Source organism: Gordonia aichiensis (assembly GCF_039946255.1).
Taxonomy (GTDB): domain Bacteria; phylum Actinomycetota; class Actinomycetes; order Mycobacteriales; family Mycobacteriaceae; genus Gordonia; species Gordonia aichiensis_A.
The window spans coordinates 178,488-198,977 of sequence record NZ_JBCDWL010000008.1; the positions used below are offsets into that span (position 1 = coordinate 178,488).

Here is a 20,490-nt window from a genome sequence, read left to right on the forward strand (position 1 = left end):
TCGGGCGGACCTCGGGCCGGCGGCCCGAAGATCGCGGTCCAGAATAGCGGTGCCGGCCGCTCGCCTCAGTCTCGCCGGGTCAGCTCGTGCGCCTCGACGACGAACCCGGCCGCCTGCAATCGATCGACGAGGACGTCGCCCATCGCGACCGCGGGCGTGAGCACACCGGCGCGGTCGGGGAGCTGGTCGCGATTCAACGCGAGCGCCAGCGCGCTCTCGCCGAGCATGACCGCGGTGGCCTTGTATCCGGGGTCCCCGTGGGCCCTCATCTGCGAGCGGTAGCGGCGACCCGTCGTGGTGGTCGTGAACGTCTGGGTGACGAAATTACCGGTCTCGCGGGTCTTGGCGGCGGGGCCGCTGCCGGGTTTGGGCAGCACGAGGTCGAGGATCTTGCGGGTCGGAGCGAAGCTCATGGCGCCGAGGAAGGCGCCCGTCCCGACCGTCACGACGCCGGCGAGTGCTGCGGACAGGCCCGGGACCCCGCCGACCGACATCGTCTCCTGGTAGCGGAAGCCGTCGCCGTAGGCACCGTCGAGCAGGTAGTTGGAGCGGCGAACCACCCGCGTGTTGTACGAGGCCATGAAGAACGGGGCGAGGGTGCCGCGCAGGCTCGGATCGACCTTCTTCGCGTCCACCGGAGTCATGTCGCTGGGCTCGGAGTTCAGGCCGACCCTCGGCGTGTCGCCTGCGCCGCCGGAGAGCGCCTGCGGATTCATGATGAGCCTGCGCGTCTCAGCGTCCTTGGCCTGTTCGGCGATCACCCGGATCGAGTCGACGGTGCCGCCGGAGACGCCGCCGCGCAGCGAGGTGACGACCAGCGTGGTGTCGGTCATCTCGCCGGCCTCATCGTCGGCGATGGTGCGATGCAGCAGGTAGGCGCCCAGGTCGGAGGGGATCGAGTCGAACCCGCAGGAGTGCACGATGCGGGCGCCCGACGCGGCCGCGATCTCGTCGGCCTTGTCGATGGAGTGGCGCACGAACGGGACCTCGCCGGTCAGGTCGACGTAGTCGGTCCCCGCGGTGGCGGCGGCGATCACCAGGTTCTCGCCGTACCGAAGGTAGGGGCCGACCGTGGTGCAGACCACCTGGGTGCGTGCACACATGGCGTCCAGGGAGGCCGGGGAGTCCGAGTCCGCGACGATCAGCGGCCAGTCGGCGGCCTGCGCGCCGAGGCGGCGCCGGACGGCGGCGAGCTTGGTCTCCGAACGGCCGGCGAGGGCGATCCGGGTGCCCGACGGTGCATGGTCGGCCAGATGCTGGGCGGTCAGTTCGCCGACGAAGCCGGTGGCTCCGAACACGACGACGTCGAATTCGCGACTCATGGGTTCGACCCTACTGCCCGAGCTCAACCGTTGCGGGCGCAGCCGAGGAAGAATGCGGCAAACGGTTTGGGTGCGGCATCGGCGTAGAACTCGTCCAGTTCGATGATGTGCCAACCGGCTTCGCGGATCAGCCCGGGGATGTCGCGGGTGAGACGGCAGCCGCCGCCGACACGCTTCTGGATCGGTTCGAGACGACGCTGCCACCGGCGAACGCCCGGTTCGGGCGCGCGTCCGTGCTCGAGGAAGGCGAGCACCCCGCCCGGCCTCACCACGCGACGCAGTTCGGCCAGCGCCGCGGGCAGGTCGGGAATGGTGCACATGGTGAACGTCGACAGCGCCGAATCGAACGAGTCGTCGGGGAAGGGCAGTCGCTGCCCGTCGAGGCCGGCGCGCTCGATCGGGATCGACGAGGCCGCGATCCGGTCGCGGCCGAGTCGCCAGCCGCCGTCGCTGGGTTCGACGGCGGCCACCCGGGTAACCGCCGCCGGATAGCGGCCGACATTGAATCCCGAGCCGAAACCGATCTCGACCACGTCGCCGGTCAGGGGCTCACAGACTCGGGTCCGCAGGCGATCCATCGCGGGCATTCCGCAGGTTCTGGCGATGATTCGAGGAAGCACGCGCTCGGCGTAGACACCCATGCCTCGAGGGTAGGCGAGGAGGCCGAGCGGCTCGGGCCGTTCGCGGTCGCCGACCCGCCGACACCTATGGTTACGTTCATGAATCCGTCCACCCTGCAGGCGCGCGTGATCGTCGACGAACTGATCCGCGGCGGCGCCTCCGAAGCCGTGCTCTGCCCGGGGTCGCGCAACGCGCCGCTGGCCTTCGCCCTCCACGCCGCCGACGCCCAGGGGCGGCTGCGGCTGCACGTGCGGATCGACGAGCGCTCGGCCGGCTACCTGGCCTTGGGGCTGGCCGTCGCCTCCGGCGCGCCGGTCCCGATCGTCATGACCTCGGGCACCGCGGTCGCGAACATGGGACCCGCGGTGTTCGAGGCGAACTATGCGCGAGTGCCGCTGGTGGTGATCAGCGCCAACCGTCCCTACGAGCTGCTCGGCTCGGGAGCCAACCAGACCATCGAGCAGTTCGGCATGTTCGGCACCCAGGTTCGGGCGGCGATCAGCCTCGGGCTCGCCGAAGAGGATCTCGACACCAACTCGCAGTGGCGGTCGGCAGTCGGGCGGGTGCTCGCCGCCGCCCGCGGTGCCCGGACCGGGAACGCAGGCCCCGTCCAGTTCGACATTCCACTGCGCGAACCGCTGGTACCCGGGCCCGACGACCGACCCGACACCGATCTGGCCGTGGTCGACGGCGGTCGCTTCGCCGGCCGGCCCGGCGGCGCGCCGTGGACGACCTCGCCGGTCGGTCGGCTCGACATCCCGATCGAGATCGACCTGTCACGCGACACGGTCGTCGTCGCCGGTCACGGTGCAGGCAGCCATCCCGAACTCGCCGCCCTGCCGACCGTCGCCGAGCCGACCGCACCGCACCCGGCCAACGCGCTGCCGCCGCTCGCGCTCGGCGAACTCGCGCCGCAGCAGGCGATCATCTGCGGCCGGCCCACCCTGCACCGCTCGGTCTCCCGGCTGCTCGCCGACCGGGCAGTCGACGTGTACGCCCTGACCACCGGCCCCCGCTGGCCCGACGTGTCCGGCAACGTCATGGCGACCGGAACCCGCGCCGTCGCCGTCGGACAGCCCGATCGGCGCTGGCTCGACGAGGCCGCTCGGGTGGGCGCTCGGGTCCGCGGCGCGGTCGCCGCCGAACTCGACGCCGCCGGCGAGACCACCGGTCTGCACGTGGCGCGCGCCGTCGCCGCGGCCCTCGCCCCCGGCGACACCCTGGTGGTCGGGGCCTCCAATCCGATTCGCGACATCGCGCTGGCCGGGCACGTCGCCGACGGCGTCACCGTCATGTCGAATCGTGGGGTCGCGGGCATCGACGGCACCAACGCGACCGCGATCGGCGCCGCCCTGGCCGGCGACTCCGGCCGCACCGTCGCCCTGATGGGTGACCTCACCTTCATCCACGACGCGACCGGACTGATCATCGGGCCGGACGAGCCGCGGCCCACCGACCTGCGGATCGTCGTCGCCAACGACGACGGCGGCGGCATCTTCGGGCTGCTGGAGCAGGGCGATCCGCGGTTCGCCCGGGAGGCCTACCTCGGCGTCTACGACCGGATCTTCGGCACCCCGCACCGCACCGACCTGGAAGCGATGTGCGCGGGCTTCTCCATCGCCTACCGCCGTGCGAGCCTGACCGAGCTGCCCGCCGTCCTCGCCGAACCGGCACCGGCAGGAGGCATCGAGGTGGTCGAGGTCCGGACCAGCCGGGAGGGGTTGCGCGACCTGCACGCTCGGATCAGCGCCAGGGCCGCGGCCGGCTCCGGCTATCCTGAGCAACCATGACCCGGACCGTGCAGCGGCGCACTCAGATCGCGCTGATGGCCCTCGGCGTCGTGGTGACCCTCATCGGTGCGGTGATCATCGCGGGCGCCTACCGCAACGACGCCAAGATCGACGCCGACAAGGCGACCGCCGTCGCCGAGGTGATCTCCGCCGACCGTCTGCACGCGGCCGTCAACTTCGTCACCCCCGACGGGGTGCTGCGCAACCCCAAGCTCGGCCTGCTGTACCCGACTCACCTGTCGGACGGACAGCGGATTCTGGTCGACTACGACGCGAGCGACCCCGACAACCTCGCGCGGCCAGTCGGGCGCGACGCGGCCCTGTCGATCGCGCCGGCGCTGTCGGTCGTCGCGGCCGGATGGCTGCTGGTGATCGTCCTCATGCTCGGGGTGGCCGAGGCCGGTCGGCGCTCCCGCCGTGATTAGTCTGGACCGCATGACTGACAGCACCGACGACGGCGCGGGCACCCGCGCGAGCCTCGAGAAGGACCCGGCCGAGGTCGCCGAGATGTTCGACGGCGTCGCCCGCCGCTACGACCTGACCAACACGGTGCTCTCCTTCGGGCAGGATCGGCGGTGGCGCCGCAACACCCGTCGCGCACTCGACCTCAAACCGCGCGACATCGTCCTGGACCTGGCGGCCGGCACCGCCGTGTCGACGGTCGAACTGGCGGCGTCCGGCGCGACCTGCATCGCCGCCGACTTCTCCCTCGGGATGCTGCGGGCCGGCGCGGCGCGCAGGGTGCCGAAGGTCGCCGCCGACGCGCTGCACCTGCCCTTCGCCGACGGCTCCTTCGACGCCGCGACGATCTCGTTCGGGTTGCGCAACGTCAACGACGTCCCCACCGCGCTGGGCGAGCTGAACCGGGTTCTCAAGCCCGGCGGCCGCGTCGTGATCTGCGAGTTCTCCACGCCCACGCTCGCGCCCTTCCGCACGGTGTACATGGAGTACCTGATGAAGGCGTTGCCCGCGGTCGCGACCAAGGTGTCGAGCAACCCGGCCGCCTACGTGTACCTGGCGGAGTCGATCCGCGCCTGGCCCGATCAGGCGGGCCTGGCCGAGCTGATCGCCGCGGCCGGGTTCGGCGAGGTCACCTGGCAGAACCAGACCGGCGGAATCGTCGCGATCCATCGCGGAGTCAAGCGGGGCTGAGAGGCCGGCCTGGCCCGCGGGCTCTCAGCTGAACGGCGGTCTGGTCTCCAGACCGGCGGTCACCCGGCCCGCGCTGCGCCAGGCGCGGGCGATCAGATCGGCGTCGTCGTCGGTCAACAGGTTGCCCATCACCCGCACCACCGCCGACATGAGCCGAGGGGAGCGGATTCCCGGACGGCCCAGTAGCGGCACCGTCTGCGGGACGGTCAGCAGCCCGGCGGCGCGGCGGGCGGCGGCGAAGGCCGTACCGTACTCGGCGCGCAACAGGGCGGGCCATGCCGCCGCGTAGTCCGACTCGGTCCCGAGCATGTCGACCGCGAGCGCCGCGGTCTCCAGGGCGTAGTCGATGCCCTCGCCGTTGAGCGGATTCACGCAGGCGGCGGCGTCACCGATCAGCATCCAGTTGGCGCCGGCCACCCCGCTGACCGCGCCGCCCATCGGCAGCAGCGCCGAGGTGATCGAGCGCGGCGGCGAGGTCAGCCGCCAGTCGTCGGACACCATCTGCGCGTAATGCTCCAGGATCGGCCGCAAGGCCATCGACGCCGGACGTCGTGCGGTGGCCAGGGCACCGACCCCGACGTTCACCGTGCCGTCACCGAGCGGGAACACCCAGCCGTATCCGGGCAGCAGTCGGCCGTCCGGGTCGCGCAACTCCAGGTGCGAGCCCATCCACTCGCTGTCGGCGCGACCGGAGTCGACGTACGAGCGCGCAGCGACCCCGAATGCGGTGTCCCGATGCCACTGGCGTCCCAACGACTTGCCCAGTCCCGAGCGGACGCCGTCGGCGACGATCACATCGCGGGTCCGGATCTGATGACGCTGCCCGCCCGAGGTGACCGTCACCGCTTCGATGCGCCCGCCCACCAACTGTGCGCCGATCGCCTTCGCGCCCGAAACCATCTGCGCGCCGGCGGAGAGGGCCTGGCGGCGGACGGCGTCGTCGAACTCCGATCGTGCGATGGCGCTGCCCACCGGGCCGAACCGGTCGGCGCCGGGCCACCGGACGCGGGTGCGGGACCCCCAGCCGTTCAACTCGAGTCCGTGGATGCGGGGGCGTCCGTCGAGCAGCGACCCCATGCCGAGGCGCTGCAGCCCCGCCACCGCCCGCGGGGTGAGGCCGTCGCCGCAGGTCTTGTCGCGCGGGAACACCGCGGCATCGAGCAGAACCACGTCCATCCCGCGCGCCGCCGCCTGGGCCGCAGCCGCCGAACCGGCCGGTCCGGCGCCCACCACCAGGAGGTCGGCGGAATCGGGAATGCCCTCCGCGGGCGATGCGCTGGTCACCCGACCAGTATGTCTGTCACGGGGAGCGGTTACGCTTCTGGTGTCGCCGAACGACGAAACCGCGGCGTTCGGATCACCGATGGGGATTGGGCCAGACACGTGAAGTCCACTTTTACCGGGTTGGACCTCGGAACCGGCGAGTTCGCCGAGCAGGTGCAGCAGTCACTGCAGCGCGTCGAGGATCTGCTGATCAGCGAGCTGTCGTCGGGTGACGACATCCTCGTCGAGGCCGCCACGCACCTGGCGAAGGCGGGCGGCAAGCGTTTCCGGCCGATGTTCGCGATCCTCGCCTCGCATTTCGGGCCCGAGCCGGGCAGCGCCGACGTCATCACGTCGGCCACCGTGCTGGAGATGACGCATCTGGCGACGCTCTACCACGACGACGTGATGGACGAGGCGCCGCTGCGTCGCGGCGCGCTGTCCGCCAACGCCCGCTGGTCCAACTCGATCGCGATCCTGGCGGGCGACTTCCTGTTCGCCCGGGCCTCACACCTGGTCTCCACGCTCGGTCCCGAGGCGGTCCGGATCATCGCCGACACCTTCGCCGAGCTCGTCACCGGGCAGATGCGCGAGACCGTCGGCGTCAGCGCCGGCGGCGATCCCATCGAGCACTACCTCAAGGTCGTGTGGGAGAAGACCGGATCGCTCATCGCGACGGCGGGCCGGTTCGGTGCCTACACCGCGGGCGCCGATCAGGTCACCGTCGACACCCTGGCCCGGCTCGGCGACGTCGTCGGCACCGCGTTCCAGGTGTCCGACGACATCATCGACATCGCCTCGGTGACCGGGGACTCGGGAAAGACGCCGGGCACCGATCTGCGCGAGGGCGTGCACACCCTGCCGGTGCTGCTGTCACTGGCCGGCGACGGACCGGACGAGCTGCGATTGCGGCACCTGCTGACCGAACCGGGCACGGGTGCGCCGCGCCCGCTCACCGACGATGACGAGGTCGCCGAGGCGCTGCACCTGCTGGTCGACTCAGCGGGGATGAAGGCCGCCCAGGCCCGCCTGGAGGCGATGGCCGACGAAGCCGACGGGCTGCTCGCGAGCCTGCCGGCCGGACCGGCCAATGAGGCCTTCGGTTCGCTGGTGCGCTACACCGTCGACCGGGTCGGCTGACCAGCGCGCCGAGGGCGTACGCCCGGGCGCGCTCGCGTTGTAGAGTTCGGCTCTAGTGAGACAGCTAACGCCTGGAACTTCGAGGTGCTCCGGCGCGTTTGCCACTGTGAGTGACGTTCTTCTGACAGCGAGGTGCCATGCATTTCAACGGGCTCAAAACCGCGGCGTTGATGGGCTTGATGTCGGCGATCATCGTCGGCATCGGCGCGATGTTCCGCAGCCCGACCATCCTCGCCTTCTCGGTGCTGCTGGCCGTGGGCACGAACGCCTACGCCTACTTCAACAGCGCCAAACTGTCGTTGCGTGCCATGCACGCCCAGCCGGTCACCGAAGTGCAGGCCCCGGCGCTGTATCGGATCGTGCGCGATCTGGCGACGCAGGCGCACCAGCCGATGCCCGCGCTGTACATCAGCCCCACCGAGTCGCCGAACGCCTTCGCGACCGGACGGAACCCGAAGAACGCCGCGGTCTGCTGCACCTCGGGGATCATGGAATTGCTCAACGAGCGGGAACTGCGCGCCGTCCTGGGCCACGAGCTCTCGCACGTGTACAACCGTGACATCCTGATCAGCTCGGTGGCCGGCGCGATGGCCGCCGTCATCAGCGGCCTGGCGAACATGGCGATGTGGATGGGCGCCTTCGGCGGCAATCGGGACAACGGTCCCAACCCGCTGGCGATGATCCTGATCGCCGTCCTCGGCCCGGTGGCGGCCATGGTGATCCAGATGTCGGTGTCGAGGTCGCGCGAGTATCAGGCCGATCAGTCCGGCGCCGAACTCACCGGCGACCCGTTGGCGCTGGCCTCCGCGCTGTCGAAGATCTCGGGCGGCATCGCCGCCGCCCCGCTTCCGCCCACCCCCGACCTCGCCAACCAGTCGCATCTGATGATCGAGAGCCCGTTCCGTGCGGGGGAGAAGCTGTCGAAGCTGTTCTCCACCCACCCGCCGACGGCCGATCGGATCGCGCGGCTGCAGCAGATGGCCCGCGACGGCGGTCAGCGGTACTGACGGGTTCTCGTTCTCGGTCGTGTGTGCCGGCGCGGGGCGGGGCACTGAAGACGCAGCCGGCAGCCTGCGGTCCGCTGGAACGCCGCAGAGGAACGCCAAGGCCGTGAGAGCTCGAACGCGACGAAGGCGGTGCGGGTGGAAGTTCTGCCGAGCCCTCCGCAGCGCCGAGGCGCTAGCCGAGAAGCGAGGACTGCCGAGGCAGAACTTCCACCCGCACCGCCGGTCACGGAACCGGATGAGTGGAAGACCTACTTACCGATAGTTCACGAACTGCAGGGCGATCCCGAAGTCCTCACCCTTGAGGAGGGCGATGACGGCCTGCAGGTCGTCGCGCTTCTTGGACGAGACACGTAGCTCGTCGCCCTGGATCTGCGCCTTGACGCCCTTGGGGCCCTCGTCGCGGATCTTCTTCGCGATCTTCTTCGCGTGGTCGGAGTCGATGCCCTGAACGATGTCGCCGGAGATCTTGAAGGTCTTGCCCGAGCCGACGGGCTCGCCGGCGTCGAAGGCCTTGAGGGAGATGTCGCGGCGAATCAGCTTCTCCTTGAAGACCTCCAGACCCGCGAGCGCGCGCTCCTCGCTGTCGGAGGAGATCACGATCTTCTCCTCGCCGGACCAGTCGATGCCGGTGTTGGTGCCGCGGAAGTCGTACCGCTGGGAGAGCTCCTTGGCGGCCTGGTTGAGGGCGTTGTCGACCTCCTGGCGGTCGACCTTGCTCACGACGTCAAACGAAGAATCAGCCATGCGCCCCACATTATCAGTGCCCTGAACAGCGGGTTTGCATGGACGGGGGGAGATCGTTGTATTCTATCTCCCGTTGCTTTCAAGAGCTTCCAGATCTTGCTGGACGGCTCCGGAACGTGACACGGCAGATTGCCCGAGCGGCCAAAGGGAGCGGATTGTAAATCCGTCGCGCAAGCTACGAAGGTTCGAATCCTTCATCTGCCACTGCGAGAGTCACATCACGCGAAACCGAGCGCGACCAGCAGTTTTGGTTAAACTCGAAGAGTGTGTGTAACCTCGTTGAGGCTCACCGATCACAACGGATTCATCCGGACGGTCAGTGTTCTCGCCCCCTTAGCTCAGTCGGCAGAGCGTTTCCATGGTAAGGAAAAGGTCGACGGTTCGATTCCGTCAGGGGGCTCGCTTGATTGTCCACCGCCGGTGGACGATCGAACAGGGCGGTGTAGCTCAGCTGGTTAGAGCGCACGACTCATAATCGTGAGGTCGGGGGATCGAGTCCCCCCACCGCTACACATACCGTCTACGCCGGTGGGACTGCGGGCCTTCGAGCGTGGGTCCGAAGAACTGCAAGACGCGAAAGTAGGCAACGAAGTGGCTTCCTCAACTGATGTACGGCCGAAGATCACCTTGGCATGCGAGGTGTGCAAGCACCGCAACTACATCACCAAGAAGAACCGTCGTAACGACCCCGACCGTCTCGAGCTGAAGAAGTTCTGCCCGAACTGCGGCAAGCACGAGAACCACAAGGAGTCGCGCTAGCGCGCTGGTCGCGACGCGACCGACAGACTACCTCGAGCGGGGCACCTCACACAGTGAGGTGCCCCGCTCGATTTGGTTTGTGGCCGACGCAGATTACACAATCGACAGCGAAATCGTTCGATGGACATGTCGTCTGCGGCTGGGGGACGGGGCGATGAGGTGGCGGCCGGATGCCGCGGAGGTTGAGAGATGACGGCAGTAGCCGAACAGATGGATGACGCGGCTGTCGACGCCGCGCTCGCGGCGGACGAATCGGGTGCGCTGACCGCAGAGCAGGTGGCTGAGCGCACCGCGGCGCTGGTCGGATTCAAGTACACCGTCGACGACTACTACGAGGTCGGGCGGCAGGAGATCCGCAAGCACGCGCGAGCCGTACAGGACTCTCACCCGGTCTTCTGGGACGAGGCGGCCGCGCGGGCGCTCGGCCACGACACGCTGATCGCGGCGCCCACCTTCGTCTCGGTCCTCGGGCTCACCGCGCAGCGCCGGCTGTTCGAGGACATCATCACCGGCTACGACGCGTGGCAGATCATGCAGACCGACCAGCGGCTGGTGTTCCATCGCCCGATCCAACTCGGCGACCAACTCGTCTGCGACGTCTCGCTGGAGTCCTTCCGGCGGTCCATGGGGGCAGACCTGCTCGTGACCAAGAACGTCATCTGGAACCAGCACGAGGAGCCGGTGATGACCACCTACACCTCGGTCGTCGCCCGTGCGGCGGTCCAGGTCGACGAGGACCTGCTCGCCAAGCTGGGGCAGGTGATGATGCAGATCGACGTCGAACCGGCGATCGGAAAGACCGTGCACGGGCCGTTCGTGCGGTACGAGCGGCCCGATCCGGTCCTCGCGCCGCGGCCGTACGGAGCGATCGACTTCGACACCCTGCGGGTGGGTCAGGAGCTGCCCGTGGTCACCAAGCCGTTGACGCTCGGGAATCTCGTCAACTACGCCGGTGTGGCCGGCGACCCCAATCCGATCCACTTCTCGCCCGAGGTGGCCGCCATGGTGGGCCTCGACGGCGTCGTCGCGCACGGAATGCAGACGATGGGGCTCGGCGCGGCCGTCATCGGTGCCTTCGTCGGAGACCCCGCCGCGATCTACGAGTACAACGTTCGCTTCACTTCTCCGGTCTATGTGCCGGCGGTCGGGACCGCGCACGTCGACTTCGGTGGAAAGATCAAGTCGCTCGATCCCGAGACCCGACGCGGCGTGATTGCGCTGGTCGGGACCCAATCAGGGCGAAAGATCTTCGGTCGCGCGCAGGCGCTGGTGCAGTTCAACTGACCCGCCGACGGACCCGAGTTGGGGTGAGGGACTCCTTTGCTCTACACTCGTTTGAGTCTGATGCTTCAGACTTGCGCGCTGCCTGATGGTGGCGCGTTGGTCTTGTTAGGCTCAGTACAGAGCTCGGGCCGACGGGTCCGGGCAAAGGGGCGTAGCTCAACTGGCAGAGCAGCGGTCTCCAAAACCGCAGGTTGCAGGTTCAAGTCCTGTCGCCCCTGCCCATCGGGGCACTAGCAGACGAAGGGATCGGTGAGAAGGTGGCCAAGCGAGATCGCAAGGCTTCCGGCGAGGTCAACGACGATCTGGTGGTCGACGTCGACTTGTCCGAGTCCGAGGAACTGCGCCCCAGCGGCAAGCGTTCAGCGCGCGGTCGCCGCGCCGGCGCCGCCGGTTCGGCGACGGCCGTCGCCGAGCGGACCTCGTCGCCGGTCGTCACCGACACCCGCGAGAGCCGCAATCCGTTCGTCCGGATCTGGATCTTCCTCAAGCAGGTCGTTTCGGAGATGCGCAAGGTGGTGTGGCCGACTCGGAACGAGATGGTCAACTACTCGATCGCGGTCTTCGTCTTCGTCGTGTTGATCACGGCGATGACCGCGGGCCTGGACATCGGGTTCGCGAAGCTGACCCTGCTGGTGTTCGGCTGACAGGCAATTACTACCGGGCGGCCGCCCGAGTGACCAACGAAGGAGCGTGGGGCAGTGAGCACCCCGGAGAATGAGATCGAATCGCCGGAGATCGGTGACGAGACCACCGAGGCCACGCAGGCGGAGACGGCAGCAGAGCAGGCCGCACCCGAGCCCGTCGATCCGGTCGCCGAACTGCGTGCCGAACTGCGTCGTCTCCCGGGCGACTGGTACGTCGTCCACTCGTACGCGGGCTACGAGAACAAGGTGAAGACCAACCTCGAGACCCGCGTTCAGAACCTCGACGTCGGCGACTACATCTTCCAGGTGGAAGTGCCGACCGAAGAGGTCACCGAGATCAAGAACGGGCAGCAGAAGAAGGTCAACCGCAAGGTGCTGCCCGGCTACATCCTGGTGCGCATGGAGCTCAACGACGAGTCGTGGAGCGCGGTCCGCAACACTCCCGGTGTCACCGGCTTCATCGGTATGACGACCTCGCGTCCGTCGCCGCTGTCGATCAAGGAAGTCGTGCAGTTCCTGATGCCGCGCGCCGAGGTCCGCAAGGCCGAGGCCGCCAAGGCTGCCGCGGCAGCCGGTGAGAGCGTCGAAGCCGCTGCGGCCGCCGCGTCGAACCTCGTCGAGGTCGACTTCGAGGTCGGCGAGTCGGTCACCGTCATGGACGGCCCCTTCGCCACCCTCCCGGCGTCGATCAGCGAGGTCAACACCGAGCAGCGCAAGGTCAAGGTGCTGGTGTCGATCTTCGGTCGCGAGACGCCGGTCGAGCTCGGCTTCAACCAGGTGGAGAAGATCTAGCGTCACGGCGTCGCGGCCGACGACCGGCTGCGTGAGAGAAGAGACTTCCGCGTATCCAGCGTGCGCGGATCTGTAGGAAAAAGGACAAGAGAGATGCCTCCCAAGAAGAAGAAGATCGCCGGGATCATCAAGCTCCAGATCCAGGCGGGCCAGGCCAACCCGGCTCCGCCCGTGGGTCCGGCGCTCGGTCAGCACGGCGTGAACATCATGGAGTTCTGCAAGGCGTACAACGCGGCGACCGAGTCGCAGCGCGGCAACGTCATCCCGGTCGAGATCTTCGTGTACGAAGACCGCTCGTTCGACTTCAAGCTCAAGACCCCGCCGGCAGCCAAGCTGCTGCTGAAGGCCGCAGGCCTCCAGAAGGGTTCGGGCGAGCCGCACACCAACAAGGTCGGCAAGGTCAGCATGGATCAGGTCCGCGAGATCGCGAAGACCAAGACCGAGGACCTGAACGCCAACGACATCGATGCCGCAGCGAAGATCATCGCCGGCACCGCACGTTCGATGGGTATCACCGTCGAAGGCTGACAGCCACCACCCCCTCGAAAACCGTGGGAGGGCCGCGCTCGGCCCAGTTACCACTGACTCCTGCCACTGACGGCGGGGAGAGAGAACAGAGCACATGAGCAAGAAGAGCAAGGCCTACCGGGCCGCCGCCGAGAAGATCGATCGCGACAACCTGTACAGCCCGCTGGAGGCTGTGAACCTCGCCAAGGAGACCGGGTCGAAGAACACCGACTCCACGGTCGAGGTCGCGATCCGTCTCGGCGTCGACCCCCGTAAGGCCGACCAGATGGTCCGCGGCACCGTCAACCTGCCGCACGGCACCGGTAAGACCGCACGCGTCATCGTCTTCGCCGCGGGCGACAAGGCCACCGAGGCCGCTGCCGCCGGCGCCGACGAGGTCGGTGCCGAGGACCTGATCGAGAAGATCCAGGGCGGCTGGCTCGATTTCGACGCCGCGATCGCCACCCCGGACCAGATGGCCAAGGTCGGTCGCATCGCCCGCGTCCTGGGCCCGCGCGGCCTGATGCCGAACCCGAAGACCGGCACGGTCACCACCGACGTCGCCAAGGCCGTCAGTGACATCAAGGGCGGCAAGATCAGCTTCCGCGTCGACAAGGCCGCGAACCTGCACTTCGTGATCGGCAAGGCGTCGTTCGACGCCGACAAGCTCGCCGAGAACTACGGTGCGGCGTACGACGAGATCATGCGTGCGAAGCCGACCGCAGCCAAGGGCCGCTACCTGAAGAAGGTCACGGTTTCGACCAACACCGGCCCCGGTATCCCGGTGGACCCGTCGGTCTCGCGGAACTTCACCGAGCAGGCCTGATCGTCTGACGATCAACCAAGAACAGGACCCCGCCGCGAGGCGGGGTCCTGTTCTTTTCGCTGCTGGGCTCCGCAGGCGTCGAGCCTGTGGACAAGGCATTGGGAGGTGTCGGTACCGGTCGTTAACCTGAATCCCATGCGCGACGACAAACTCCTGACCCGAATCGGCGGTCTGCTGCGCCAGGCCGAGGGCACCGACAACGAGCATGAGGCCGAGGCCTTCATGGCCGCTGCGCAACGGTTGGCCACGGCCGCGTCGATCGATCTGGCGATGGCCCGTGCACACGACCCGGCAGCGCGACGGGCGGCCGCGCCGGTCATCCGTCAGATCGAGATCGGGCGTGCAGGCAAACGCGGACTCCGGACCTATGTTCAACTGTTCGTGCAGATCGCTCGGGCCAACGACCTCACCTGCGATGTCGCGTCCAACTCGACCTTTGTGATCGCCTACGGCTTCGAGACCGACATCGACGCCACCGAGGCGCTCTACACCTCGTTGGTCATCCAGATGGTCGCGGCCAGCGACGCATACCTGAAGTCGGGTGCGTACAAGGGCGAGACCGCGCGGCAGTTGGTCACCCGAACCGAGGGGTTCATCCGCCGGCGCGTCGTCGAAGAGAAGGCGCTGTCGCCGATCACTGCGCGATTGAACTTCCAGTCGGCATTCGCCGCGCGCATCGGTGCCCGCCTCTCAGAGGCGCGCGAGACGGAAGTGTCTGCGCAGGAAGAAGGGGGACGCGGGGGGAGAGGGGCGTCGACCGCGGTCGCGCTCCGTGACAAAGAGCTCGAGATCCGGGACTTCTACCGGACCGCGTCCAAGGCGCGCGGCACGTGGCGCCCGTCCAGCGCCACGGCGGGATACTCGTCGGCGGCCCGGCAGGCCGGTGACCGAGCGGGCCGACGTGCGCGTCTCGGCGCCGACCGCGAGTTCGGCACGACACGCGGCGCCCTGGAGTCGTGAGTCGCGACAGTGCGCGCGCCCGCGTGTACGCCGCCGAGCAGATGGTGCACCACATACTCGACCGTGCCGGCGGGGCGCAGACGGTGCAGATCGCAGGTGCTGAACTGACGCTGCCGCCCGAGGCGAAGTTCGGCTCGGTCGACGATGTGGCCGCCTACCTGGACCGGGTGCTGGCACTGGGCCCGGTCGTCGAGCGGTTCCAGCGCGCGGCAGTTCCGGTGCGGGTCCGCGTGCGGACGGGCAGTCGAGCAGCCCATTATGAGCGTGCCGGTGCGGTCATGGCAGTGCCGGACGGTACCGCGGGGCGTTGGGCGCTGCGCGAGGCCGTGGTGCTGCACGAGCTGGCGCATCACCTCGACGACGACGGCGAGCCGGCCCACGGGCCGCGCTTCGTCGGGACGCTCATCGACCTCGTCGGCCTGGTGTTGGGACCCGAAGTCGGCCTGGTGTACCGCATCGTGTTCGGTGAAAGCGGTCTGTCGGCTCAGTGACCGGCGCCGACGGCTCCGGTACCATCGGCCGCTTGCATCCGATGCGGAGGATCGGTCTCGGCGCCCAGGTCGCCGTCGGTCTGGAAGGTCAGGTAGCTGGGCTTGGCCGCGTCCAACACCAACTGTTGACGCCGCCCACGCGCCTTGATCAGGTCGGGGACGATCGTCAGGTAGCGGGGCAGGCTGGCCGCGTAGACGTTCACGCGGAGTCGGTGCCCGGGAGCCAACACGGCGTCGGTGGGGACCATGTCCACGTCGATGCGCACCGGTTCGTCGGCGGGCACCGGCAGCCGCCGTTCCCGCGTCAGGTAGTGGTAGGCGTCGAGCAGCACACCGTCGTCGGTGTACGTGGAGCGCGACGGGTCCAGGGCCCGGTTCGACGCGGTCAGCGCGCCGTTGGTCAGCACCGTGGACGTCCCGTCGGGAGCGACGTCGTTGACCGTGACCGCCCAGATGCCCTCGTGCGCGGTCGTGGAGACGTTCAGCCGCAGGTTCATCGCGCCGGAGATCTGCGTCGGGCGCGCCACCGGTTCGCTGGTGAACGACAGCCCCGCCTCCTCCTGGAACGACGCGTCGGTGCTGAACTTCTCGCCCAAGACGATCGCCGCACCCGCGGTGACCTGCGCAAGATCGCGGGAGACGAAGCCGCGCAGGCTGGGGCGGATGCGCAGGGAACGGCGACGAGTCGCTGGTGCAGGGCGCAGACCGCCGTCGTGCTGGGTGTGCATCGCGGTGCCGGTCGGCTCCTCGGTCAGGAACAGGCGCCGCGGCGCGACCTCCTGACGGGGGAACGCCGGTCCGCACGACCAGCCGCCGCCCTGCTGCTCCAGCGTCACCGGACCGTAGTCGTCGACGCCGTTGTCGATGCCCTTCAGCCAGCGATCGAACCAGGCGCGCTGCAACACGTCGAGGCGCGGCGGGCTGTACGGGCGCTGGTGATCGCAGCCGGGATCGAGGTGGTAGCCGTCGGCGATGAGCACCTGCTTGCGACCGGGCGCCATCTGCAGCTTCGAGTAAACGCGGGTGGCGCTGCGACCGAACAGATCGTGCCAGCCGCCGACGGTGAACGTCGGACAGACGATGTTCTCGATCTTCGGGTCTCGCTCGGTGAAATACGGGTCGTCGAAGATGCGGTCGTCGCGGGCGGTGAGGAAACCCCACATCAGGGAAGGCATCTCGGTGGCCGGCGACTTGATCCTCGACGACAGCCACCGGTAGGCGTCGCCGCGGATCACGTCGGCCACGGCGGTCGCCGGATTCGGCAGCCACTTGAGGCCGTTCACCAGTGCGAGCCACAGCGGGATGAACGCCGACGGCATGCCGCCGGTGATGTAGATGTCGCGGACGACGTCCTCGCTGCCCTCGACGGCGAAGACCGCCTTCAGCGCGTCGGGTCGATGGCTGGCGGTCTGCAGGGAGTTGATCGCCGAGTACGACCAGCCGGTCATCCCGACACCGTCGGCATACCAGTCCTGCTCGGTGATCCAGTCGATCACCTCGAGGCTGTCCTGCTGTTCGCGGGCACCCAGGATCTGCCAGCGGCCGTGCGAGGTGCCGGTGCCGCGCACGTCCACCAGCACCTGGACGTAGCCGGAGCGCACCAGGTTCCGGTTGATGCCGAAGACGTCCCACAGGCCCTTGCCGAAGGTGCGGGTGATGCGGCTGAGTCCGGCGAGCGCGCCGTCGTCGGTGGTGAGGGTCGTGCTCGCCGCGTGCACCGACTTCCCGATCACCGGCCCGTGCAGAGCGTGGTCGAGTCCGTCGAGGACCGCGCGGTTGTAGGGGTTGACGTTGAGGATCGCCGGAAGCGGCGTGCTGACGGGTTGGCCGAATCGGTTCGCGGGACGGACGACGGTCGCGCGCAGGCGGACGCCGTCGCTCATCGTCAGTCGAACACTGCGGTCGATGTGAACGCGGGGGAAGGGCTTGGGTCCGTCGACGGCCTGCCGCCACTCCAGGGCGGCGACGCCTCCTGCGGCATCTCGGTAGACGGGTGCCGGCGCCAGCGGGCGACGTTCCTGCGGGACTGCGAACTCACGGTCGTTCATATCGAACTGCAGGGTCATCTTCGGGTCCCCCTTTGCCTTCTCGGTGCGAGGTGTCTCCTCGGCCCCGCGCCCGTCACGTTGTGGCGCGAATCACGCGGAGTCCTTCACTAATCTAAAACGATCATCTGCCAGATAGTTAATCCGGGGTGGCCGAACCGGTGTGCTCAGGTAATCCGATCGTGACCGAAACCGCTGCTTCCAGCAGTATTCCGGCCGAAATCTGGACCGACAGATCCCGTTCCGGGGTGCTCGACGACGACACCGCGCCGTGGCTCTTCCGTGCCGCCGAGCCGCCGGCGCGGGGGACGACGGCCGGCCGGTTCCAGTCCGGACCGAACACGGGCAGGCCGTCGTCGTCGACGGCCCGGTGCGCCCACGCGGCCTCGGCGCTGTCGAGCACGAGACTGCGCGCGTGGGCGCGCAGGTCCGCCGAACCCGGGGCCGCGGCGGGTAGGTCGGTGGCCACCAGGGCCAGGTTGCGCGCCAGGATCCCGGCGAAGAGTCCGCCGTCGCCGCCGCCGGCACCGGTGATCACGCCGTCGGGCGCCAGCGTGGCCGCGACCGCGGTCAGCAGACGGTCGATCCGATCCACGCGGGCCGGGCCGCCGAGGCGCCGGTACGCCTCCACCTCGGCGCCGAGCGTGACTCCCTGGCAGTAGGTGAACACCGCGGACACGAGCTCTCGGTCGCCGCCGGGGTGCACGCGCAGGCCGTCGGCGATCAGCCCGCTCGGCAGTCGCAGTTCACGATCGATCCAGTCGGTCATGGCCGCGGCCCGCGCGATGTGTCCGGTCCGGGCCAGCAGGATCGCGGCCGGACCGTTGGCCGGGGCGTTGAAGAAGGTGTCGGTGGTCCGCCACGGGATGCCGCCGCCGAGCTCGGGCGCCCAGGCCCGCAGCAGGACAGACGTCAGAGTGCCCAGGGCCCGGTGGTGGGTGCGGCCGGTCTGCGGTCCCAGATGTCGGTCGGCGCGTTCGATCGCCAAACCGAGCCAGGCCATGTCGTCGTAGTAGTGATTCGTCCAGCGTCCGAGGTTGCGCAGCCGAATCCCTCGCAGCAGCGCGAGGGCGTCGGCGGCACACGGGGCGTCGTTGCGGTGGACGGCGCCGTCGACGAGCAGATCCACCAGGTGGGCCTGCCACCAGTAGTTCCACGACGCGGTCAGTCGTCGGATCGACAACGGTCGGCCCACCGGCGGCCAGGCGACGGCGCCGATCCTGGTCCCCGGCACCCACCCGCACAGGGGGTGCAGGTGGCGCTCGCGGATCGCGGTCTGGGCCGCCGCGGCCCGGTCCTGCGCCGACGATTTGGCTTCAGCCGTCATACTCGATACCCTATTAGCCGGTGCGATCAGCCCGATGACCCACGTGGAAGTCGAAGCGATCGCGTCAGTTCAACCAGAGACCGTTGGTTGTCGGATGTGTTCCGATCGAAGGCCCGATGCGAGTCGGCGGCCCACGCAGGATGAACGTGGTGATATCTCTATGCGGTGGCTCAGGCCATCCATTCTGTGCGCCCCGTGCCTCCTGCCCGGGGCGCTTCTCATTTCTCGCACCGTTCTCCTCGTCGAACCGCTCCGGTACCCCGCGTCAACCTCTGGATCAGGTGTTCCGGTCCGCCGGAGCACAACGAATGTGACACGAGAGGAGGCGAAGTATGGCTAAGGCTGACAAGGTCTCTGCAGTTGCGGAGATTGCCGAGCAGTTCAACGGATCGACCGCTGCCGTGATCACGGAGTACCGCGGTCTCACGGTGCCGCAGCTCCAGCAGCTGCGTCGCTCGCTCGGCGAAGGCGCTACCTACTCCGTCGCCAAGAACACCCTCGTCAAGCGCGCCGCCACCGAGGCGGGCCTTGAGGGTCTCGATGATCTGTTCACCGGTCCGACCGCTATCGCCTTCATCGAGGGTGAGCCGGTCGTGGCTGCCAAGGCGATCAAGAACTTCGCCAAGGACAACAAGAACCTGATCATCAAGGGCGGTTACATGGACGGCCGTGCGCTGTCCGTGACTGAGATCGAAGCGATCGCCGACCTGGAGACCCGCGAGGTCCTGCTGGCAAAGCTGGCGGGCGCCATGAAGGGCAACTTGGCAAAGGCCGCTGGGCTGTTCAACCAGCCTGCATCGCAGGTCGCGCGTCTCGCCGCGGCTCTGCAGGAGAAGAAGGAAGCAGACGGCGAAGCCGCCTGATCTTCGGAACCCTCCACCACCCGGCTCCGACCGCTCGGCCACGCCGACGGAGTCGACACCCCCATGAACCAGCCTGCAATGCAGGCGCCCCCGCACCGGCGGGGATTTAACGGAAGGACGCCATCATGGCGAAGCTCACCGCTGACGAGCTCATCGACCAGTTCAAGGAACTGACCCTGCTGGAGCTCAGCGACTTCGTGAAGAAGTTCGAAGAGGTCTTCGAGGTCACCGCTGCCGCTCCGGTCGCGATCGCCGCTGCCGGTGCTCCGGCTGCCGGTGGCGCCGAGGCTGCTGCCGAGCAGGACGAGTTCGACGTCGTGCTCGAGTCGGCCGGCGACAAGAAGATCCAGGTCATCAAGGTCGTCCGCGAGGTCGTCTCGGGCCTGGGCCTGAAGGAAGCCAAGGACCTCGTCGAGAGCGCTCCGAAGGCCCTCCTGGAGAAGGTCAGCAAGGAAGACGCCGAGGCTGCCAAGGCCAAGCTGGAAGAGGCCGGCGCCAAGATCTCGCTCAAGTGATCTGAGGCTCAGACCTTTCACTCGCCCGTCAGGGGCGATTGACTACGGACCCGCAGGGATGCCCTGCGGGTCCGTTTGTCTTCCCAGGCTCGGTCGGAGCGACGCGTGAGAGGGGCCTGCGGCAAGCTGTCCCTGCTTCGGGGCGGCCTGCAGGGTGGTCGCGTATCGAGGCCTGGTGGGTGCGGGGTCTCGATACGCTCGCTCACTTCGTTCGCGGGCTACTCGACCAGCCTGGGAGGGGTGTCCTTGGTTCGTGGCTGGGTGCGGCATTTTCAGGGTGGTCGAGTAGCGACCGGAGCGCAGCGGAGGACGCGTATCTCTAATGGGTATTGGCTGGTCTGGTGCTAGCTGGAAGGCTTGGTTCTAGCTCCTTGTCCGAGTGGGACTGGTGTCGTATGTGCGGCCATCATGGTGGGCTTCGTCTCGACTTGTCAGCTC

Annotated in this window: 21 protein-coding genes and 4 tRNA genes; 19 read left to right on the forward strand and 6 right to left on the reverse strand. The window is 68.4% G+C overall.

From position 1 onward, the window contains the following. Window positions 1–65: 65 nt before the first annotated feature. Together AAFO60_RS11940 and AAFO60_RS11945 are read right to left on the reverse strand one after the other, a co-directional pair. A complete protein-coding gene (locus AAFO60_RS11940) occupies window positions 66–1,322 on the reverse strand; it encodes a saccharopine dehydrogenase family protein (protein WP_347956417.1) in 1,257 nt (418 codons plus the stop codon). Window positions 1,323–1,345: 23 nt separating this feature from the next. After that, window positions 1,346–1,963 (reverse strand): class I SAM-dependent methyltransferase, encoded by a 618-nt coding sequence (locus AAFO60_RS11945; protein WP_347956418.1) that lies wholly within the window; start codon window positions 1,961–1,963, stop codon window positions 1,346–1,348. Between the two features lie 78 nt (window positions 1,964–2,041). Between AAFO60_RS11945 and menD the strand changes: the two genes are divergently transcribed. The 3 genes from menD to AAFO60_RS11960 are packed head-to-tail and all read left to right on the forward strand — an operon-like array spanning window position 2,042 to window position 4,885. Then, window positions 2,042–3,733, forward strand: a complete 1,692-nt coding sequence (gene menD, locus AAFO60_RS11950) for a 2-succinyl-5-enolpyruvyl-6-hydroxy-3-cyclohexene-1-carboxylic-acid synthase (RefSeq protein WP_347956419.1) — start codon at window positions 2,042–2,044, stop codon at window positions 3,731–3,733. Beyond that, complete coding sequence (locus AAFO60_RS11955; protein WP_347956420.1) at window positions 3,730–4,158, forward strand: DUF3592 domain-containing protein; 429 nt, start codon at window positions 3,730–3,732, stop codon at window positions 4,156–4,158. The genes menD and AAFO60_RS11955 overlap by 4 nt, the downstream gene beginning before the upstream one ends. A gap of 10 nt (window positions 4,159–4,168) precedes the next feature. After that, window positions 4,169–4,885, forward strand: a complete 717-nt coding sequence (locus AAFO60_RS11960) for a demethylmenaquinone methyltransferase (RefSeq protein WP_347956421.1) — start codon at window positions 4,169–4,171, stop codon at window positions 4,883–4,885. Window positions 4,886–4,909: 24 nt separating this feature from the next. Here AAFO60_RS11960 and AAFO60_RS11965 read toward each other — a convergent pair whose 3' ends face one another. Continuing rightward, window positions 4,910–6,169, reverse strand: coding sequence for a geranylgeranyl reductase family protein (locus tag AAFO60_RS11965; protein WP_347956422.1), 1,260 nt, complete (start codon window positions 6,167–6,169; stop codon window positions 4,910–4,912). A gap of 99 nt (window positions 6,170–6,268) precedes the next feature. Between AAFO60_RS11965 and AAFO60_RS11970 the strand changes: the two genes are divergently transcribed. Together AAFO60_RS11970 and htpX are read left to right on the forward strand one after the other, a co-directional pair. Beyond that, window positions 6,269–7,288, forward strand: a complete 1,020-nt coding sequence (locus tag AAFO60_RS11970) for a polyprenyl synthetase family protein (RefSeq protein WP_347956423.1) — start codon at window positions 6,269–6,271, stop codon at window positions 7,286–7,288. 137 nt (window positions 7,289–7,425) lie between these two features. Continuing rightward, window positions 7,426–8,295, forward strand: a complete 870-nt coding sequence (gene htpX, locus AAFO60_RS11975) for a zinc metalloprotease HtpX (protein ID WP_347956424.1) — start codon at window positions 7,426–7,428, stop codon at window positions 8,293–8,295. A 252-nt stretch (window positions 8,296–8,547) separates the two neighbouring features. Here htpX and AAFO60_RS11980 read toward each other — a convergent pair whose 3' ends face one another. Then, on the reverse strand, window positions 8,548–9,039 hold the full coding sequence (locus AAFO60_RS11980; protein ID WP_347956425.1) for a YajQ family cyclic di-GMP-binding protein: 492 nt from the start codon (window positions 9,037–9,039) through the stop codon (window positions 8,548–8,550). 123 nt (window positions 9,040–9,162) lie between these two features. On the opposite strand from AAFO60_RS11980, the gene AAFO60_RS11985 reads away from it, so the two are divergent. The 12 genes from AAFO60_RS11985 to AAFO60_RS12040 all read left to right on the forward strand — a co-directional run bounded on the left by AAFO60_RS11985 (window position 9,163) and on the right by AAFO60_RS12040 (window position 15,302). Continuing rightward, window positions 9,163–9,243, forward strand: a tRNA-Tyr gene (locus tag AAFO60_RS11985). A gap of 123 nt (window positions 9,244–9,366) precedes the next feature. Then, window positions 9,367–9,439 (forward strand) — tRNA-Thr (locus AAFO60_RS11990). Between the two features lie 36 nt (window positions 9,440–9,475). Further along, a tRNA-Met gene (locus AAFO60_RS11995) sits at window positions 9,476–9,549 on the forward strand. An 81-nt stretch (window positions 9,550–9,630) separates the two neighbouring features. Next, a complete protein-coding gene (gene rpmG, locus AAFO60_RS12000; RefSeq protein ID WP_347956426.1) occupies window positions 9,631–9,798 on the forward strand; it encodes a 50S ribosomal protein L33 in 168 nt (55 codons plus the stop codon). A gap of 189 nt (window positions 9,799–9,987) precedes the next feature. Further along, complete coding sequence (locus AAFO60_RS12005) at window positions 9,988–11,082, forward strand: fused (3R)-hydroxyacyl-ACP dehydratase subunits HadA/HadB (protein WP_424308708.1); 1,095 nt, start codon at window positions 9,988–9,990, stop codon at window positions 11,080–11,082. A gap of 145 nt (window positions 11,083–11,227) precedes the next feature. Next, window positions 11,228–11,300, forward strand: a tRNA-Trp gene (locus tag AAFO60_RS12010). Window positions 11,301–11,339: 39 nt separating this feature from the next. Further along, complete coding sequence (gene secE, locus AAFO60_RS12015; RefSeq protein WP_347956427.1) at window positions 11,340–11,726, forward strand: preprotein translocase subunit SecE; 387 nt, start codon at window positions 11,340–11,342, stop codon at window positions 11,724–11,726. Between the two features lie 54 nt (window positions 11,727–11,780). After that, window positions 11,781–12,518 carry a transcription termination/antitermination protein NusG gene (nusG, locus tag AAFO60_RS12020; RefSeq protein WP_347956428.1) on the forward strand — a complete coding sequence of 246 codons (738 nt, stop codon included), beginning with the start codon at window positions 11,781–11,783 and terminating at the stop codon, window positions 12,516–12,518. Between the two features lie 93 nt (window positions 12,519–12,611). Next, on the forward strand, window positions 12,612–13,046 hold the full coding sequence (rplK, locus tag AAFO60_RS12025) for a 50S ribosomal protein L11 (protein WP_347956429.1): 435 nt from the start codon (window positions 12,612–12,614) through the stop codon (window positions 13,044–13,046). Between the two features lie 94 nt (window positions 13,047–13,140). Beyond that, window positions 13,141–13,851, forward strand: coding sequence for a 50S ribosomal protein L1 (gene rplA / locus AAFO60_RS12030; protein WP_347956430.1), 711 nt, complete (start codon window positions 13,141–13,143; stop codon window positions 13,849–13,851). 135 nt (window positions 13,852–13,986) lie between these two features. Further along, the gene (locus tag AAFO60_RS12035) at window positions 13,987–14,811 is read left to right on the forward strand and encodes a DUF2786 domain-containing protein (protein ID WP_347956431.1); all 825 of its coding nucleotides are present in this window, start codon (window positions 13,987–13,989) and stop codon (window positions 14,809–14,811) included. After that, entirely contained in the window at window positions 14,808–15,302 is a 495-nt protein-coding gene (locus AAFO60_RS12040) for a TIGR04338 family metallohydrolase (protein ID WP_347956432.1), read from the forward strand. The genes AAFO60_RS12035 and AAFO60_RS12040 overlap by 4 nt, the downstream gene beginning before the upstream one ends. On the opposite strand, the gene AAFO60_RS12045 is transcribed toward AAFO60_RS12040, so the two are convergent. Both AAFO60_RS12045 and AAFO60_RS12050 read right to left on the reverse strand, forming a co-directional pair. Further along, window positions 15,296–17,368, reverse strand: coding sequence for a CocE/NonD family hydrolase (locus AAFO60_RS12045; protein WP_347956433.1), 2,073 nt, complete (start codon window positions 17,366–17,368; stop codon window positions 15,296–15,298). The two genes, AAFO60_RS12040 and AAFO60_RS12045, sit on opposite strands and share 7 nt — an antisense overlap. 118 nt (window positions 17,369–17,486) lie before the next feature. Beyond that, complete coding sequence (locus AAFO60_RS12050) at window positions 17,487–18,674, reverse strand: glycoside hydrolase family 76 protein (protein WP_347956434.1); 1,188 nt, start codon at window positions 18,672–18,674, stop codon at window positions 17,487–17,489. 332 nt (window positions 18,675–19,006) lie between these two features. Here AAFO60_RS12050 and rplJ point away from each other — a divergent pair, with 332 nt between their 5' ends. Together rplJ and rplL are read left to right on the forward strand one after the other, a co-directional pair. Further along, window positions 19,007–19,537, forward strand: a complete 531-nt coding sequence (rplJ, locus tag AAFO60_RS12055; protein WP_347956435.1) for a 50S ribosomal protein L10 — start codon at window positions 19,007–19,009, stop codon at window positions 19,535–19,537. Between the two features lie 125 nt (window positions 19,538–19,662). Further along, window positions 19,663–20,052, forward strand: coding sequence for a 50S ribosomal protein L7/L12 (gene rplL, locus AAFO60_RS12060; RefSeq protein ID WP_347956436.1), 390 nt, complete (start codon window positions 19,663–19,665; stop codon window positions 20,050–20,052). The last annotated feature ends 438 nt before the right edge of the window (window positions 20,053–20,490 follow it).

Bases quoted from the DNA above. Each gene is read 5' to 3' on its own strand.
- AAFO60_RS11940 (WP_347956417.1), bottom strand. From the start codon at position 1,322: ATGAGTCGCGAATTCGACGTCGTCGTGTTCGGAGCCACCGGCTTCGTC.
- AAFO60_RS11945 (WP_347956418.1), bottom strand. From the start codon at position 1,963: ATGGGTGTCTACGCCGAGCGCGTGCTTCCTCGAATCATCGCCAGAACC.
- menD (WP_347956419.1), top strand. From the start codon at position 2,042: ATGAATCCGTCCACCCTGCAGGCGCGCGTGATCGTCGACGAACTGATC.
- AAFO60_RS11955 (WP_347956420.1), top strand. From the start codon at position 3,730: ATGACCCGGACCGTGCAGCGGCGCACTCAGATCGCGCTGATGGCCCTC.
- AAFO60_RS11960 (WP_347956421.1), top strand. From the start codon at position 4,169: ATGACTGACAGCACCGACGACGGCGCGGGCACCCGCGCGAGCCTCGAG.
- htpX (WP_347956424.1), top strand. From the start codon at position 7,426: ATGCATTTCAACGGGCTCAAAACCGCGGCGTTGATGGGCTTGATGTCG.
- AAFO60_RS11980 (WP_347956425.1), bottom strand. From the start codon at position 9,039: ATGGCTGATTCTTCGTTTGACGTCGTGAGCAAGGTCGACCGCCAGGAG.
- AAFO60_RS12005 (WP_424308708.1), top strand. From the start codon at position 9,988: ATGACGGCAGTAGCCGAACAGATGGATGACGCGGCTGTCGACGCCGCG.
- rplK (WP_347956429.1), top strand. From the start codon at position 12,612: ATGCCTCCCAAGAAGAAGAAGATCGCCGGGATCATCAAGCTCCAGATC.
- rplA (WP_347956430.1), top strand. From the start codon at position 13,141: ATGAGCAAGAAGAGCAAGGCCTACCGGGCCGCCGCCGAGAAGATCGAT.
- AAFO60_RS12035 (WP_347956431.1), top strand. From the start codon at position 13,987: ATGCGCGACGACAAACTCCTGACCCGAATCGGCGGTCTGCTGCGCCAG.
- AAFO60_RS12045 (WP_347956433.1), bottom strand. From the start codon at position 17,368: ATGACCCTGCAGTTCGATATGAACGACCGTGAGTTCGCAGTCCCGCAG.
- AAFO60_RS12050 (WP_347956434.1), bottom strand. From the start codon at position 18,674: ATGACGGCTGAAGCCAAATCGTCGGCGCAGGACCGGGCCGCGGCGGCC.
- rplJ (WP_347956435.1), top strand. From the start codon at position 19,007: ATGGCTAAGGCTGACAAGGTCTCTGCAGTTGCGGAGATTGCCGAGCAG.
- rplL (WP_347956436.1), top strand. From the start codon at position 19,663: ATGGCGAAGCTCACCGCTGACGAGCTCATCGACCAGTTCAAGGAACTG.